Source organism: Streptomyces bauhiniae (assembly GCF_004784475.1).
GTDB lineage: Bacteria > Actinomycetota > Actinomycetes > Streptomycetales > Streptomycetaceae > Streptomyces > Streptomyces seoulensis.
Genome location: NZ_SRRT01000005.1, coordinates 61,674 through 76,461 on the forward strand (window position 1 = coordinate 61,674; position 14,788 = coordinate 76,461).

Consider the following 14,788-nt stretch of genomic DNA (forward strand, 5'->3'; position numbering starts at 1 on the left):
CGCCTATGGCCTAACGACGCGGGGCTGGGCGGGCGGTGGCGGGGTGTTCGGGCCGTCGTGGCCGACGACGAGTACGGCCGCGTCGTCGTCGTGGCCCACATGGTCGGCGCCCTTGATCACGGCGGCGGCGAGCGCGTGCACCTTGAGGCCGGCGACGGCGGCGATGCCAGCGAGGCGGACCACCTGGGCGAGACCGTCCTCGACGTGCAGCGAGGGCCCTTCCACCACGCCGTCGGTGAGCAGGACGAAGACCCCGCCGGTGGAGAGCCGGTGCCGGGTGACGCGGTAGTCCATGCCGGGCTGGATGCCGAGGGGCGGGCCGCCCATGTCGTGGACGACGCCGGACTTGCCGTCGGCGGTGGCCCAGACGAAGGGGATGTGCCCGGCCCGCGCGCTCTCCAGGACGCCCGTGACGGGGTCCAGCCGGAGGAAGGTGCAGGTGGCGAAGAGATCGCTGCCGAGGGTGAGCAGCAGGTCGTTGGTACGGGCGAGCAGTTCGCCCGGCTCGCTGGTGACGGAGGCGAGCGCCCGTAGCGCGGCCCGGACCTGGCCCATGAAGGCGGCGGCCTCGATGTTGTGGCCCTGGACGTCGCCGATGGTGAGGCCGATCTTGCCGTCCGGCATGGCGAAGGCGTCGTACCAGTCGCCGCCCACGTTGAGACCCTGATTGGCGGGGGCGTAGCGCACCGCGAGGTGGAGGCCGGGGCGGCTGGGGAGGTCGCGCGGGAGCATGCCGCGCTGGAGGGCGATGGCCAGCTCGACCTGGCTGCGCTGCTGTTCCGCGCGCTCACGCGCCTGGGCGGTGAGTGAGCCGAGTCTGGCCAGCAGCTCGTCGCCGTCGTCCGTGGGGCGCTTGCGGAACATCGTTCACTTCCGGTGGGCGGTGATCCTGGCGGGCCGTTGTCTGGATTTTACCCATTCGGGCGCTTTCGGCGTCCGGGACGGCCCGCCCCGGACCGTCAGTGCACCTGGGAGTCGATGCCGGTGATCACGGCGGGCCCGAGCGGCGCGGTGTTCTCGTCCAGCCCGACGGTGCGCAGGGCCTCGTCCGCGAGGCGGCGGGCCTCCTGCTCGGCGTGCTTGTTGTTGTCGGCCTCGACGGTGAGGTGGAGGGTGAAGGTGCCGTCCTCGTTCACGTTGACGGTGTCGAGGTCCTCGGCGCTGCCCAGGTCGGTGCCGTGCGGGTCGGCGGGACGCAGGGCCCTGCCCAGCCGGGCACGGGTGTCGGCCTCGATGTCCGCGGTGAAGGTGCCGGGCACGGTGATCACGTAGGTCGTCATGGTCGTCCTTTCCTCGAAGCCCCCGCCTACCCGCTTTCCGGGCCTTCGCACCGGCGTGGGTCACAGGGGTGAATGGACGAGGACCGTGACGTAGGCGCCGTACAGCACGGAGACGACGGCCAGGGCGCCGCCGACCAGGAGGGCCGATGCGGGGCGGGTGCGCCAGGTGCGGGTGAGGGCGCGGGCGGCCGGGATGAGCAGCGGAAAAGCCGGCAGCAGAAAACGGGGCTTGGAGGAGAAGGAACCGGAGCCGAAGACCACCAGCAGCACCAGGACACCGGCGAAGGCGACCAGGGCCAGCGGGGCGCGTTCCAGGCAGAGCAGCGCGAACAGCACCAGGCTGATCAGCACGAGGGCCAGGGCGACGGGATAGATGACCTGGCCGCCGTGGGCGAGCAGGGCGCCGACGAAGCGGGCGGCACCGGCGCCGAAGTCGATACGGGAGCCCCAGGCGCCCTGCACCGCGAAGTAGCCGCCCGTCAGGTCGCCGGTGCACCGGCCGACCCAGAGGACGTAGCCGAGCCAGCCGAGCGGGGCGAGCAGGGCGGCCGCCCATACGCCGGGGGCGACCTGCCCGCGCCGTAGCCAGAGCTGCTGCGCGGCGGCGGCGATGACGGCGGCCGCCACGGCGAAGCCGGTGGGCCGGGCGAGCCCCGCCAGGAGGGCGAGCGTGCCCGCCCACAGCCAGCGGTCCTTGAGCACGCAGTACAGGGCCCAGGCGGCCAGGGCGGCGAAGAGGGACTCGGTGTAGGCGATGGTCAGCTCCACCGCGTGCGGCAGCGCGGCCCACAGCGCGACGAGGGCGGTGGCGGTGGCGCGGCCGTACAGATGGTGGCCGATGAGGTAGACGCCGTACGCGGCGACGACGGCGGCCGTCCAGGAGACGAGCAGGGCAGCCGCGGCCGGGGTGAGCGGGAGGACGGTGCCGGCGGCGCGGACCAGGGCGGGGTAGAGCGGGAAGAACGCCCAGTCGCTCTGCACTCCCCCGGTGGGGGTGATCCAGATGAGCCGGCCGTAGCCGTGGGCGGCGATGTTGAGGTACCAGCGGGAGTCCCAGGAGTGGGCGAGGCTGCGCACCAGGGGGCGGTCGGTCAGCGCGTTGGTGGCGATCACGGCGGCGATGCCCGCCGCGCGGACCGCGGCGAACAGCGCGAGGGCGAGAAGGGCGCCGTGCGGTGCGCGGTGGCGGACGATCCGGGGCAGGGCGCGGCGGCGCGCCGGGCCGGGGGCGGTGGCCGCTCCGGGCCGGGGTGCGGAAGACGTGATCACGCTCCGACCATGGTCACGGGGTAGGGGCGGTGCAATGCGGTGCCAGGGTGTCGCGCGTTCTTCCACCCTGATTCAGGAACGGCGTCCCGGCCGACCCCCCTGAGGGGCGGCTCTGGTGATCAAAGTAGGGTGTGCCTACCATATGAGCGCCGCCTAGCTCGAAAGATAGATCTGTGACTGTCAACGACGACTCGTTCACGAACTGGATGCACCGCGAGGAGATCGCGGAGTCGATGATCCCGATCATCGGGAAGCTGCACCGCGAGCGGGACGTGACCGTCCTGCTGCACAGCCGCTCCCTGGTGAACAAGTCGGTGGTCAGCATCCTCAAGACCCACCGCTTCGCCCGGCAGATCGCGGGAGCCGAGCTGTCGGTCACCGAGACGATGCCGTTCCTCCAGGCGCTGACCGCCCTGGACCTCGGCCCCTCCCAGATCGACCTCGGCATGCTGGCCGCGACCTACAAGGCCGACGACCGGGGACTGAGCGTGGCGGAGTTCACCGCCGAGGCGGTCGCCGGGGCCACCGGCGCCGAGAAGATCGAGCGCCGCGCGCCGCGTGACGTGGTGCTGTACGGCTTCGGCCGGATCGGCCGGCTGGTCGCGCGCCTGCTGATCGAGAAGGCCGGTTCGGGCAACGGTCTGCGCCTGCGGGCCGTCGTGGTCCGGGGCGGTGGCGCCAAGGCCGCCGGTGACCTGGTCAAGCGGGCCTCGCTGCTGCGCCGCGACTCGATCCACGGCCAGTTCCAGGGCACCATCACGGTGGACGAGGACGCGAGCACGATCATCGCCAACGGCAATGAGATCAAGGTGATCTACGCCGACGACCCGTCCTCCGTGGACTACACCGAGTACGGCATCCGCGACGCCATCCTGATCGACAACACCGGCAACTGGCGTGACCGCGCGGGCCTGTCGAAGCACCTGCGGCCCGGCATCGACAAGGTCGTGCTGACCGCGCCCGGCAAGGGTGACGTGCCGAACATCGTGCACGGCGTCAACCACGACACCATCAAGCCGGACGAGCAGATCCTGTCCTGCGCATCCTGCACCACCAACGCCATCGTCCCGCCGCTGAAGGCCATGGACGACGAGTACGGGGTGCTGCGCGGCCACGTCGAGACGGTCCACTCGTTCACCAACGACCAGAACCTGCTGGACAATTACCACAAGGCCGAGCGCCGGGGCCGGTCCGCGCCGCTCAACATGGTGATCACCGAGACGGGTGCCGCGTCCGCCGTGTCGAAGGCGCTGCCGGAGCTGAAGGCGCCGATCACCGGCAGCTCGATCCGGGTGCCGGTGCCGGACGTCTCGATCGCCATCCTCAACCTGCGCCTCGGCCGCGAGACCACCCGCGAGGAGGTCCACGACTACCTGCGCGAGGTGTCGCTGACCTCCCCGCTCAAGCGCCAGATCGACTTCACCACGGCGCCCGACGCGGTCTCCAGCGACTTCATCGGCTCCCGCAACGCCTCCATCGTCGACGGCGGCGCCCTGAAGGTCGACGGCGACAACGCGATCCTCTACCTCTGGTACGACAACGAGTTCGGCTACTCCTGCCAGGTCGTCCGCGTCGTCCAGCACGTCTCGGGCGTGGAGTACCCGACGTACCCGGCACCGGAGGTCTGAGAGACCCCTTAGCCGCCGAAGCGCGCACCACTCAGACCAAGGCATAGCGACCCAAACAGGCTCCCTGAGCTGCACAAACTGACCAGAAAGACGGATACGCCGAGGGCCGCCTACCCGAAGTCGGGTGGCGGTCCTTGGGTCTTGTCACAAGGCTCAGGGAGTTCTCAGGGGGTCTCCACCGGTCCGCGCCTTAGGCGTCCCAGGGAACGACACGCAGACGCCCGAGCGCCTGAAAGGGCCGGGCCGCCTCCGGGAAATCGCCGTTCCGGTTCACAACCCGGGCCACGGCAAGCCCCTCTCACGCACAGTCCTCCTCCACCCACGCCAGCCCAGCGGCGAGTGCCTAATCGGGATCCTTGATGATTTCTATTCGGATCTCCCCCAGCAGAACGCTCCGCGCGCCCAGCGATGCAAGCTGTACGCCCACAGCCCAAGCCCCGCCGTAGCGCGCGCCCGTGAGCACCAGCTCCACCTCGCCGCCGAGCCTGTCGGCCGACAGCGAAATGGGGCTCAACTCGACGAAGGCAACGGGTTCCACAGTACGAAGGTCCGCGGCGGGTGTGCGGCCTGCCGGTCGTTCCAGTCAGGCGTTCCATGGCCGTTCGCCCCTTCATCCCGTTGTCCGGCATGAAGTGGGCGTACGTCTCAAGCGTGATGGTGACAGAGGCGTGCCCCATCCAGTGCTACACCGAGACCGGATCCTCCCCCGCACCGAGCTGCACGCTGGCGTACGTGCGCCGCCACCGGTGGTGCATCATCTCCCGGCACGGGTCCCATCTCCAGGCCTCGCCCTCTCTCCGCTCAGGAATGAGACGGCATGCTGCAAATGGGCAGAGGGCGGCGCGGTTGCGGCGCAGTTAGACGGGCGGCATCAGCAGCCGGACGGGCTCCTCCTGTCCGTCCCAGGTGAAGCTCAGTGCGGTGGGAGGCGCGAACCCCATGGCCGACAAGACTCGGAACTCGTAGGCCTCGCCCTTCGGTACGTTGAACGAATCCGAGAGACCACGGACGAGCTCGTGAGGAGTGACCTACGAGAGGTTCGTTGCAGACGCCTTGCCCGAGTTGACCAGTCGGTACAGCACGCCCCCCACCTTCTCCACCCGAAGTTCGACCCGCGGCCGTGCAGCTTCAATCTCGGCCCCTCGGCGCTCGCGCGCCACTTGACGCTGTAGACCCAGCGACGCCTCGACAGCTTCAGCGGACCTCACGGAGGCCCCAGCGGAAGTTGATGAGTCCTTGCGTGCCTTCAGGCTTACCCACAGAGCGCCGAGCGCGATCACGGCGGCAACCCACGCCGGTATGTCTCCCCAGTTCATGCGAGGAAGATAGCCCGGAGCATCGACAACGGGCCGTCAGCGCTTCCAGTGGCCAGGTCCAGAGCGCGCCGCCTACTGGGCCCCAGCGGGCTCACGGCCAACTGGAGCGCAGGGAACGCTTGTCGGTGCCGGGCTGTACCGTGGCGTCAGGCGCGGGCCTACAGCAGCCGAGGCACGGTTGCGTTCGCATGGGAGATCCCATGGTCTACGGCCGCCGCATAGCGCCCGCCAAGTTCATCAGTCGGTTTCTGCCGGAGCCTCACGAGACCGTGAGGCAACGGCACAATCCCCGGCCGGGCCTTCCGCGCGCGGGCGTGGCGGCGTTCATGCAGGAGGTCAGCCTCCACGGCTTCGACGAGATGGACGTGGTCCGGTTCGACCTGATCGAGTGGCGCGGCGGAGGACCAGACACATGGACCGCACCTCGCTGATCAGCCTATGCCTCGACGGTGCGCCTCGCGTCGAATCCAGACTGCCTTGGTCGCCGTTCGCACAGCGAGGTCTCGTTGCTCCGGCGTCAGGTGGTCGGGCAGCGGCCGGGGAGCGCCGCCCGGCTCCAGCAGCAGACCTGCCTTCCACGGCAGGGGATACATGTCCACGCTGGCGTAGCTGTCCTCCCTCGACAAGCAGTGCTCCTAGGGCGGGCAGACGCGGTCCGTGAAGGCGGTGGCGAGCAACTGGTGCGCGGGCTCGCCGCCGAGCTCAGACGCGCCGACCGCCCTCGTCGTTCGGCGGGTACACGATCACTGCTGTCATGGCCCCAGCGTGCGGGCCCTGCTGCGGGCCCGCACCCCGAGACGCCCGACCTATCGGCCGGGCCGTGATCAGTTCTGCGTGTACGCCTTGCAGACGTTGCAGAGGTTCGGCCGCCGCTCGGCCACGGCCAACTCCCAGCTCACGTCGGGCAGCACGGTGTACGTGATGTCCATCGACTCGTGGGCCGGGAACGTGCCCTTCTCGGTGTCGCGGGCGTGGACGACGGAACCCTCGTCGTAGGGGGGCACCTGGCCCTGGGTCACCTCGATGGCGATCTTCAGCGTGGTCATACGGACAGCATCCGACCCCCGCTACTGCGTCGTCCAGAAAATCGCGTTTCGGATTTCAGGGGCCTAGTCGAGGATGCCGAGCGCGGTATCCGGGCGGCATAGCGGGCAGGCCGGAACCTGCTCGCGGAGAGCGTCGATGGCCTGCGGCCGGGTGACGCTGCGGGTGCGCCTACTCTTCCCGGGGATCGGGCAATCGCCGACACGTACGGCCTCGATGTTCCTCGTCGGCTACGGCCGGACCAACCACGCCGGACTCGGCGACGACGACGTCCTCCAGGCCGTCATCGCCGAGAAGGCCCTGCCGCCCGCGAACGAGGCGAACACCGGGGGCAACCGGCACTTCTACGGTTTCGAGTGCGAGAACCTCGGCGACGGCGAGGACCCCTGGCCGGAGGTCCAGGTGGAGGCGATCGTGCGGACCTCCGCCGCGGTCTACCGCCACCACGGCTGGGGCGAGGACGGTCTGACCTCCATCATCGGCCACAAGGAGTGACAGCCCGGCAAGGTGGACCCGCGAGCGGGCGGCCGAGCGGCTCAAGCACCCCGCGTCCTGGTCGCCGGGTGGCACCACCACGTACACCGTCGCCAAGGGCGACACCCTCTGGTCCATCGCCGCCTCCCGGCTCAGCGACGGAGCCCGCCTGGCGCGAGATCGCCACCCTCAACCACCTCGCCAACGCCGACGACATCGCGCCCGGCCAGAGGCTCCAGCTCCTCAAAAGTGAGGCCCTCCATGCGCATCTTCGGCAGAGAGCCCGCGCTCATCCTCGCGGCCGTCAGCGCCGCCTTCTCCCTCGTCGTCAGCTTCGTCTTCGGTCTCACCGCCGAGCAGGCCGCCGCGATCGTCGCGGCCGTAGCGCTCCTCGCGGCGTATGGCCTGAACGTCTCCGCCGAGACCGTCGGCGCCCTGAACGCCTGCGTCTTGGCCGTCCTCGGTCTGGTGACTCGCGGCCAGGTGTCGCCGAAGCCGGACGCGTGATGTGGGGCGCGTCGGCGCGACCGGTGATCTCGCGCCGACGCGCCTTCCTCACCGTCGCCGGCACCGGCTGGGCCCTGTACGGCGGACTCGGCATCATCGGCAACCCGAGGTACGGCACCACCAGGGGCCTCGCCGACATCACCCGACACGTGTCCCTGAACACGCTCGGCTGGATGTGGGTGGTGTACGACACCATGGCAGACGTGGCTGGCCTACTCGCTGGACACTCGCGCATGCACGCCCCCGACTACGCAGCGCTCGGCACCCCTGCCGGACTGTGGTCGTGGGCGTTCGCCTACTCGGCAGCCACCAGCTACCCGCCCACCGTGGGCAGCGCGTGTGGGTGGGGGGCGTTCACCATCGGCGTGATGCTGGTGTCCGGCATGGACGACTCGCTTCCGCCGTACCTGAGAAAGGCGAGGAGTCGCTGATGGACATCGCGGCCCTGAGCGGCGACGCCGTCGCCCTGGTGGTCGGAGTGCTCGGCTGAACCCAGAACCGGGCTGCCAACAGGAGGTCCGATTTCCAGGCGATCACCGACGGCTCGACCGGGACCTGGCGAAGTGTGAGGAGCGGCTGCCCCTGGTAACCCGCGGCTACCTTGAGCTTCAGGGCTGGGCTCGGCGCGTCGGCCCCAACACTCCGGCAGGCCCAGCGCCGGACCCGCCCGCCGAACTTGATCTCACTCACCTGTGACCATGGGCCCGCTCTCCTTCGGGAGGGCGGGGCTCTTCTCCGTTCTCATGCCATCAAATTGAGGTCTCAATCAGCGGCGGCAAGCTGGTGACCTGCGCGCATCACCGTGCGATGATCACTGGCTATGGGGAATCATATGTGGGGGATCAGGGCTGGGGCTCTCAGCCTGGCAGTCATAGCGGCTGCCAGCGGCTGCAGCTCATCAAGCGACGCGGCGGCAAAGCCTTTCGCCGCGAAGCCCAAGACCGTGAGCGTGGCCGCGGCAACTGAGCAGTTCCAGACGGCGGTGATGAACAGCTCTGGGCAGTGCTACTCGCCCGACCCGGGCACGTGCTGGGACGTAATGCAGTCGGTCATGAAGCCAGCTCGCACGCTGCGGACAGCTATGCACGCGGACAAGTCCGTGGGAGCTGAATTCTGGTCCGGGGCCTATGCCCTGATCAACACGATGGAAGACGGGATGGCCGTCGGCGACGACGAAGGCGCCGACAAGCCCGCCGACTTCAAGCACCGAAACCGGGCCACCGTGCTCGGGACTGCACATGACCTGTCGGACTGGCTGGATGAGAATCCCGTTCAGTAAAGCTCGGTACGCGTCCCCGCCCTCTTCGGAGGCCGGGGACATTTCTTAGTGTTCCGGGGCCAGGCTACTCTCGGCCCATGATTCGCGCTGTGATCTTCGACGTTGGCGAGTGTCTGGTAGACGAGACCACCGAGTACGGCACCTGGGCCGACTGGCTCGGCGTCCCCCGCCACACCTTCGCCGCCATGTTCGGCGCCGTCATCGCCCAAGGTCGGGACTACCGCGAGGTCTTCCAGGAGTTCCAGCCCGGCTTCGACCTCTACAAGGAGCGGGAGAAGCGCGCGGCTGCGGGCAAACCGGAGCACTTCGACGAGGACGACCTCTACCCCGACGTCCGCGACGCGCTCGCCGCCCTCCGCGCGGACGGCCTGTGGCTCGGCATCGCCGGGAACCAGACCGTGCGCGCCGGCGGCATCCTCCGCGAGTTGTTCACGCCGAACGTCGACCTCATTGGCACGAGCGACGACTGGGGCGCCTCCAAGCCCCACCAGGCGTTCTTCGACCGCGTTGCCGAGGTAGTTCCGGCCGAGCCCGGCGAGATGCTGTACGTCGGCGACCGCGTCGACAACGACATCACACCCGCCCGCACGGCCGGCATGCACACCGCGCTCGTACGGCGTGGCCCGTGGGCGACGATCCAATGGAACAACCAGGACGCGAAGAAGCTCCCCACCTTCCGGGTGGAGAGCCTCCTCGAACTGTCGCCGCTGATCCGCGACTTCAACGAGCGAGAGCGCTGACTGTCGTCGACCAGCCGTACAGCCGGTCGTCCAACTCCCGGACGCACCGTTCGTGCTGGTGCGGCACGAGCGCCCGCCGCACGTCCCGCACCCGCTCCATGCCCGTCGCGTACCAGGTCCGCTCCAACTGCTCCAGGGCGCGGACCGCGTACCCGCACGCGGCCTCAGGCTCACCGGCCCTAGCCTCGACAGCGGCCAAGTCGCCGAGAATGACCGTGGTCTGCTTCTCCTCGCTCGGATCGAGCGCGTCCAGGACCTGAAGGAGCGTGGTCCGGGCCTGCGGCAGGTGCCCGGCCTTGAGCTGGACGTTGCCCTTGAACGCCGCGAGCCGGACGGGGCTGAACCAGTCCAGCCACTCCGGGCTCGGGTTTTCTCCGCCGCGCGCGAGGACGTCCTCCGCGTGCCCGATCAGGTGCAGTGCGGTCCGCGTGTGCCCACAGCGGGTCTCGCACTCGGCCTCAACGGCGTCCAGCCACGCCAGCAATTCGGCCGACGCGGGGCCCCTGCGGGCGTAGGTCCGGGCAGCCGTCATCCGCTCAACGGCCGCTTCCCGCTCGCCCGTCCAGGCCGGGATGAACGCGGAGTGCGCCAGGATGGCAGCGCCGAGAAGGACGTCGTCGGCTTCGCCGGCGGCCTGGAGCGCGCGGAGCAGGGTGTGCGCGGCGCGGTCGGGCTCGCGCATGTCGAAGAACTCGACGCGGCCCGCCAGTAACAGGGTCTCCGCCAGCGCGGCCGCGACCCGCGCCCGTGTCTGCCCGTGCGTCTCCGGCAGCAGCGCGCAGCCCAGCGTGGCGTGCGCGACGGCGGCCGGGTGCAGGGTGGCCGGGGCTACGGACCAGTACAGCCGCCGGTGCGAGCGGGTGACGGCCTCGTAGTCGTCGGCGGCGGTGGCGGGCTGCACGGCGGTGGCCTGGGACGGCACCGCCTAGGGCCACGCTTGTACGCACCACAGTCACCGCCTGATATTCAGGAGCCGCGATGCCCAGTACGCGTTTGCCGTCCCCCGCCGGAGCCAAGCTCGTGAAGTCCGGCCTGGACTGGGATGCGATCCGGGTGCCCCGAAGTGTCGGCCTGTCGGCTCTGGCGATCCTGGGGCCTCGTTGCGCCGCTGCTATTGAGGACCCGCTGACGTCCTCCGGGGTGCTCTACTTCTTCACCCTCGCGGGCACGTCTGGCACGTGGGCTGTCGAGAACACCGTCGCGCTCCCGATCGGCACGGCCGTCACCATCCCGCCCACGCGCCGCACCGAGGGGCCTGGGGCGTACTGGCGAGTCTGCCCGGGCGATAACAGCTGGCTCACCGACCCCGGCGCCCTCGCGGCCGCTGTCACCGATGCCTTCGGGCCCCGCGTAGGCGAGGAGCGACCCGCATGAACCCGACGGCGACCCGCCCGCTTCCGACCACCCACGCGCTGACCAGCGCCCAGTACTCCGGCCAGGACTGCACCTGGTGCGGCGCCCCTCTCTGGCGGGGCGGTGCTCCCGCCGGGCGAGCACGCGGGCAGATCGGCGCGCACGTCGTGGCAGTGCCCGTCTTTCAGTGCCAACCGGGCACCGGCTGCGAGTCCATTGCCCACCGCGCCATGGAGACGAACCACTGATGCTCTGCGACCGATGCGGGCGGCCCGTTCAGGGCAAGCCGGAAGTGATCCACATCGAGACCGGGACCGGCGTGGTCACCATCACCGTCTGCTCGCCTCCCTGTCAATCGCCGCTCGACCGGCGCTCTGCGCGGTCGCGGCCACGCAGCTACTGACCCCCGCACCGGAGGTCTGAGAGACCCCGCTCCAGACGGCCGCCGACCGCACTTTGGTCGGCGGCCGTCGGCGTTCCTTCCTAAGACTGACCATCATTTGCCTAAATCCTTTAGGCAAATACATAATCGGTCAGGTTCCTAAAGGAGGCGGGTTCATGGTGCGGGCGGGGCTGAGTGCGGAGCGGCTGGTGCGGGCCGGGGCGGAGATGGCCGACGAGGCCGGGTTCGAGCAGGTGACGGTGTCGGCGCTGGCCCGGCGGTTCGACGTGAAGACGGCGAGCCTGTACTCGCATCTGCGCAACTCCCACGACCTGCGCACCCGGATCGCGCTGCTCGCCCTGGAGGAGCTGGCCGACCGCGCCGCCGAGGCCCTCGCCGGCCGGGCCGGGAAGGACGCCCTGACCGCGTTCGCCAACGCCTACCGCGACTACGCCCGCGCGCACCCCGGCCGCTTCGAGGCGGCCCGGTACCGGCTCGACCCGGAGACCGCCGCCGCGAGCGCGGGCGTCCGGCACGCGGCGATGACCCGGGCGATCCTGCGCGGCTACGACCTCGCCGAGCCCGAACAGACCCATGCCGTACGCCTGCTGGGCAGTGTGTTCAGCGGCTATGTCGGCCTGGAGTCGGCGGGCGGGTTCGACCACAGCGCCCCCGGTTCGCAGGAGTCCTGGGACCGCGTCCTCGACGCGCTCGACACCCTCCTGCGCAACTGGCCCGCCCCCTGAACTGAACTCCCCCGCCCCTACTGCCGACGGACCCCTGATGACCACCGACTGGACCACCACTCCCCTCACCGCCGCCCTCGTCCGGGGCGCCCTGGAGCTGGAGCGCACCGAGCGCGGTCTGCTCCCCCACCGGCTGCCCGCGCGGGCCCGCGCCCAGTGTGCCGACCCGCAACTGCACATGGTGGAGTCCCAGCCCTCCGGCGTACGGCTGGTGTTCCGCACCCGTGCCACCTCGATCGAGCTGGACACCGTGCCCACGAAGCGGGTCTACCCAGGCGTCCCGCCGCGCCCGGACGGTGTCTACGACCTGTTGGTGGACGGCCGCCCGGCGGGCAGCGCCACGGTCACCGGCGGCGACACGCTGACCATCGACATGACCACCGGGGCCGCCGAACTGACCCCCGGCCCGGTCGGCACCGCGCGCTTCGACGGGCTGTCCGCCGAGGACAAGGCCGTGGAGATCTGGCTGCCGCACAACGAGACCACCGAGCTGGTGGCCCTGCGCACCGACGCGCCCGTGGAGCCCGTACCCGCCTCGGACCGGCCGGTGTGGCTGCACCACGGCAGCTCCATCAGCCACGGCTCGGACGCCGCGAGCCCGACCGGTGTCTGGCCCGCCGTCGCCGCCTCGCTCGGCGGGGTCGAGCTGGTCAACCTGGGCCTCGGCGGCAGCGCCCTGCTGGACCCGTTCACCGCCCGCGCGCTGCGGGACACCCCGGCGGACCTGATCAGCGTCAAGCTGGGCATCAACCTGGTCAACACCGACCTGATGCGGCTGCGCGCGTTCGGGCCCGCCGTGCACGGGTTCCTCGACACCGTCCGCGAGGGGCACCCGGACACCCCGCTGCTCGTGGTCTCCCCCATCCTGTGCCCGATGCACGAGGACACCCCCGGCCCCACCATGCCGGACCTCGCCGCGCTGAGCGAGGGCCGGCTCGCGTTCCGCGCGGCCGGGGACCCGGCGGAGGCCGCCCAGGGCAAGCTGACGCTGAACGCCGTACGGGCGGAGCTGGCCCGGATCGTGGCGCAGCGCTCCGCCGAGGACCCGCATCTGCACCTGCTCGACGGGCGCGAGCTGTACGGTCAGGCCGACTTCGCGGAGCTGCCGCTGCCCGACGGGCTCCACCCGGACGGCGCCGCGCACCGGCGGATCGGCGAGCGGTTCGCCAAGCTCGCCTTCGCCTCCGACGGCCCGCTGGCGCCCCGTACCCGGTGAGGGGAGGGCCTCAGACCAGGTGGCCGAAGACGACCAGGTTCTCCGTGTAGTCCTTGGCCGAGTGGTCGTAGTCCCCGGCGCAGGTGATGAGCCGGACCTCGGGGCGCTTGGCGTTCGCGTACACCCGCTCGCTGGGGAAGTCGTCCTTGGCGAAGGTGTCGGCGCTGTCCACCACGAAGTTGGCGGTGTTGCCGTCGGCGCGCTCCACGGAGAAGCGGTCGCCGGGCACCAGGTCGTCGAGGTTGGCGAAAACGGCCGCCGAGGTGGTCGTGTCCACGTGGCCGGCGATGACCGAGGTGCCCTTCTCGCCGGGCGAGGCGCCCTTGCCGTACCAGCCGACGAGGTTGGTGTTGCCCGCGGGCGGGGGCTCCAACTGGCCGTTGGAGGCGAGCACCAGGGCGGTGAAGGGCGCGTCCACGCCGATCTTGGGGATGCGCAGCCGGGTCGGCGCCGAGCGGGGCAGCGGGGCTCCCGCCTGGACCGCGCCCGCCGTCGCGGTCTCGGTGCGGGCCGTGTCGGTGCCGTCGCCCGTGCCGTGGTGGCCGCCGAAGACGCTGAGCGCCAGGATCGCGACGGCCGCCCCCCACAGCGTCAGCCGGCCGCCCCGGCCCGCGTTGTCACCGGAAGGATCTGCTGCCATCGGACACCACCTCGCTCGGGCACGGCAGCGCAGGGATCTGGGTCAGGGGGGCGCGGGCCGCCGACGCGGTACGGCGTCGACGGCGGCCACGGCCCCTGGGGTTCGGGACAATCAGGAGGCCGAACCGGCGGCCTTCTTGCGGCGCAGCGCGTAGGCGCCGACGGCACCGGCGGCGAGGACGGCGACGCCGCCCGTGGTCACGCCACCGGAGCCGGCGAGGGCGCCGCCGCCGGTGTGCATGCCGCCGCGCGGCTCGTCGGAGTCGTCCTTGCCGCCGGAGTCCTTGCCACCGCTGTCCTTGCCTCCGCTGCCGCCGCCGTCGCCCTTGTCCTTGTAGCTCTCCGGGTCGAAGCGGCTGTCGTCGCCGGAGTCGGAGCTCCAGTCGTCGCTGCTGACGGCCGCGAGGGCGCCGCCGCCGGTGTGCATGCCGCCGCGCGGGCCGTCGCTGTCGGAGTCGGAGTCGTAGGAGTCGCGGCCGGAGTCCTTGCCGCCGGAGTCCTCGCCCCCGGAGTCCCGGCCGCCGGACTCCTTGTCACCGGAGCCCTTGTCCCGGTCGGAGTCGCTGTCGTGCTGCTTGTTGTAGCCGGAGTCGTCCCGGCCGCCGTCGTCCCCGGCGAGCGCGGCGCCGGGAGCCAGGGCGAGGGCGGCGGACGCGGCCGCCGTGGCGAGAAGAATGCGGGCAGAGCGCATGTCGGTGTCCTTCCGCCGCGGCCGGGCAGCGGATTCCTCATCGGCTGACATGACCCGGCCTCGACATGATCCACCGTCGGACCGCCCGGCGCCGCGCACCATCCGGGCCGTCCAGCCGGGTCAGCTCTCCACCCGTCTGTCGCAGCGACACGCCGGTACGACCCCCGAACGGGCCAGCCGATTACCCGTCCGGCGGGCGGACGCGGGCCCCGGTCGGCCCTCGG

Annotated in this window: 18 protein-coding genes and 2 pseudogenes; 11 read left to right on the forward strand and 9 right to left on the reverse strand. The window is 70.9% G+C overall.

The window, feature by feature from the left end; all coding sequences use genetic code 11:
• Nucleotides 1-3: 3 nt before the first annotated feature.
• The 3 genes from E5083_RS17210 to E5083_RS17220 all read right to left on the reverse strand — a co-directional run bounded on the left by E5083_RS17210 (nt 4) and on the right by E5083_RS17220 (nt 2,549).
• Nucleotides 4-864 (reverse strand): PP2C family protein-serine/threonine phosphatase, encoded by an 861-nt coding sequence (locus E5083_RS17210; RefSeq protein WP_135786595.1) that lies wholly within the window; start codon nt 862-864, stop codon nt 4-6.
• 95 nt (nt 865-959) lie between these two features.
• Nucleotides 960-1,280 (reverse strand): hypothetical protein, encoded by a 321-nt coding sequence (locus E5083_RS17215; protein ID WP_135786596.1) that lies wholly within the window; start codon nt 1,278-1,280, stop codon nt 960-962.
• A gap of 60 nt (nt 1,281-1,340) precedes the next feature.
• The gene (locus E5083_RS17220; protein ID WP_244317534.1) at nt 1,341-2,549 is read right to left on the reverse strand and encodes a hypothetical protein; all 1,209 of its coding nucleotides are present in this window, start codon (nt 2,547-2,549) and stop codon (nt 1,341-1,343) included.
• A gap of 173 nt (nt 2,550-2,722) precedes the next feature.
• Here E5083_RS17220 and E5083_RS17225 point away from each other — a divergent pair, with 173 nt between their 5' ends.
• Nucleotides 2,723-4,177 (forward strand): glyceraldehyde-3-phosphate dehydrogenase, encoded by a 1,455-nt coding sequence (locus E5083_RS17225; RefSeq protein ID WP_135786597.1) that lies wholly within the window; start codon nt 2,723-2,725, stop codon nt 4,175-4,177.
• 343 nt (nt 4,178-4,520) lie between these two features.
• Here the strand turns inward: E5083_RS17225 and E5083_RS31225 are convergent, their stop codons facing one another.
• Nucleotides 4,521-4,715, reverse strand: a complete 195-nt coding sequence (locus E5083_RS31225; RefSeq protein ID WP_167513563.1) for a hypothetical protein — start codon at nt 4,713-4,715, stop codon at nt 4,521-4,523.
• A 978-nt stretch (nt 4,716-5,693) separates the two neighbouring features.
• Between E5083_RS31225 and E5083_RS31230 the strand changes: the two genes are divergently transcribed.
• Nucleotides 5,694-5,924, forward strand: a complete 231-nt coding sequence (locus E5083_RS31230) for a hypothetical protein (protein WP_167513561.1) — start codon at nt 5,694-5,696, stop codon at nt 5,922-5,924.
• A 393-nt stretch (nt 5,925-6,317) separates the two neighbouring features.
• Here E5083_RS31230 and E5083_RS17230 read toward each other — a convergent pair whose 3' ends face one another.
• The gene (locus E5083_RS17230) at nt 6,318-6,539 is read right to left on the reverse strand and encodes a hypothetical protein (protein WP_135786598.1); all 222 of its coding nucleotides are present in this window, start codon (nt 6,537-6,539) and stop codon (nt 6,318-6,320) included.
• Between the two features lie 63 nt (nt 6,540-6,602).
• A complete protein-coding gene (locus E5083_RS31715) occupies nt 6,603-6,755 on the reverse strand; it encodes a DUF6233 domain-containing protein (RefSeq protein ID WP_279632500.1) in 153 nt (50 codons plus the stop codon).
• Nucleotide 6,756: 1 nt separating this feature from the next.
• On the opposite strand from E5083_RS31715, the pseudogene E5083_RS17235 reads away from it, so the two are divergent.
• From E5083_RS17235 to E5083_RS17265, 5 genes and pseudogenes are all read left to right on the forward strand, one after another.
• Nucleotides 6,757-7,029, forward strand: a pseudogene (locus tag E5083_RS17235) (peptidoglycan recognition protein family protein); the annotation flags it as partial.
• Between the two features lie 243 nt (nt 7,030-7,272).
• Nucleotides 7,273-7,518, forward strand: a complete 246-nt coding sequence (locus tag E5083_RS17245; RefSeq protein WP_135786599.1) for a hypothetical protein — start codon at nt 7,273-7,275, stop codon at nt 7,516-7,518.
• A gap of 23 nt (nt 7,519-7,541) precedes the next feature.
• The gene (locus E5083_RS17250) at nt 7,542-7,949 is read left to right on the forward strand and encodes a hypothetical protein (RefSeq protein WP_135786600.1); all 408 of its coding nucleotides are present in this window, start codon (nt 7,542-7,544) and stop codon (nt 7,947-7,949) included.
• 512 nt (nt 7,950-8,461) lie between these two features.
• Nucleotides 8,462-8,797, forward strand: a complete 336-nt coding sequence (locus tag E5083_RS17260; RefSeq protein WP_135786601.1) for a hypothetical protein — start codon at nt 8,462-8,464, stop codon at nt 8,795-8,797.
• 77 nt (nt 8,798-8,874) lie between these two features.
• Nucleotides 8,875-9,537: an HAD family hydrolase gene (locus E5083_RS17265; RefSeq protein ID WP_208754074.1), complete on the forward strand. Its 663-nt coding sequence runs from the start codon at nt 8,875-8,877 to the stop codon at nt 9,535-9,537.
• On the opposite strand, the pseudogene E5083_RS17270 reads toward E5083_RS17265, so the two are convergent.
• Nucleotides 9,518-10,462 (reverse strand): annotated as a pseudogene (locus tag E5083_RS17270) (NsdA family TPR-like regulatory protein); the annotation flags it as partial. The gene E5083_RS17265 and the pseudogene E5083_RS17270 sit on opposite strands and share 20 nt — an antisense overlap.
• A gap of 53 nt (nt 10,463-10,515) precedes the next feature.
• Between E5083_RS17270 and E5083_RS17275 the strand changes: the two are divergent.
• From E5083_RS17275 to E5083_RS17290, 4 genes are all read left to right on the forward strand, one after another.
• Nucleotides 10,516-10,911, forward strand: a complete 396-nt coding sequence (locus tag E5083_RS17275; RefSeq protein ID WP_135786602.1) for a hypothetical protein — start codon at nt 10,516-10,518, stop codon at nt 10,909-10,911.
• Entirely contained in the window at nt 10,908-11,138 is a 231-nt protein-coding gene (locus E5083_RS17280; protein ID WP_135786603.1) for a hypothetical protein, read from the forward strand. Before E5083_RS17275 ends, E5083_RS17280 begins: the two co-directional genes overlap by 4 nt.
• A 310-nt stretch (nt 11,139-11,448) precedes the next feature.
• Nucleotides 11,449-12,018 (forward strand): TetR/AcrR family transcriptional regulator, encoded by a 570-nt coding sequence (locus E5083_RS17285; RefSeq protein WP_135786604.1) that lies wholly within the window; start codon nt 11,449-11,451, stop codon nt 12,016-12,018.
• A gap of 37 nt (nt 12,019-12,055) precedes the next feature.
• A complete protein-coding gene (locus E5083_RS17290; protein ID WP_135786605.1) occupies nt 12,056-13,234 on the forward strand; it encodes a GDSL-type esterase/lipase family protein in 1,179 nt (392 codons plus the stop codon).
• A gap of 10 nt (nt 13,235-13,244) precedes the next feature.
• Here E5083_RS17290 and E5083_RS17295 read toward each other — a convergent pair whose 3' ends face one another.
• Nucleotides 13,245-13,874, reverse strand: coding sequence for a class F sortase (locus E5083_RS17295; protein WP_135786606.1), 630 nt, complete (start codon nt 13,872-13,874; stop codon nt 13,245-13,247).
• Between the two features lie 111 nt (nt 13,875-13,985).
• Nucleotides 13,986-14,564, reverse strand: coding sequence for a hypothetical protein (locus E5083_RS17300; RefSeq protein ID WP_135786607.1), 579 nt, complete (start codon nt 14,562-14,564; stop codon nt 13,986-13,988).
• Between the last annotated feature and the right edge of the window lie 224 nt (nt 14,565-14,788).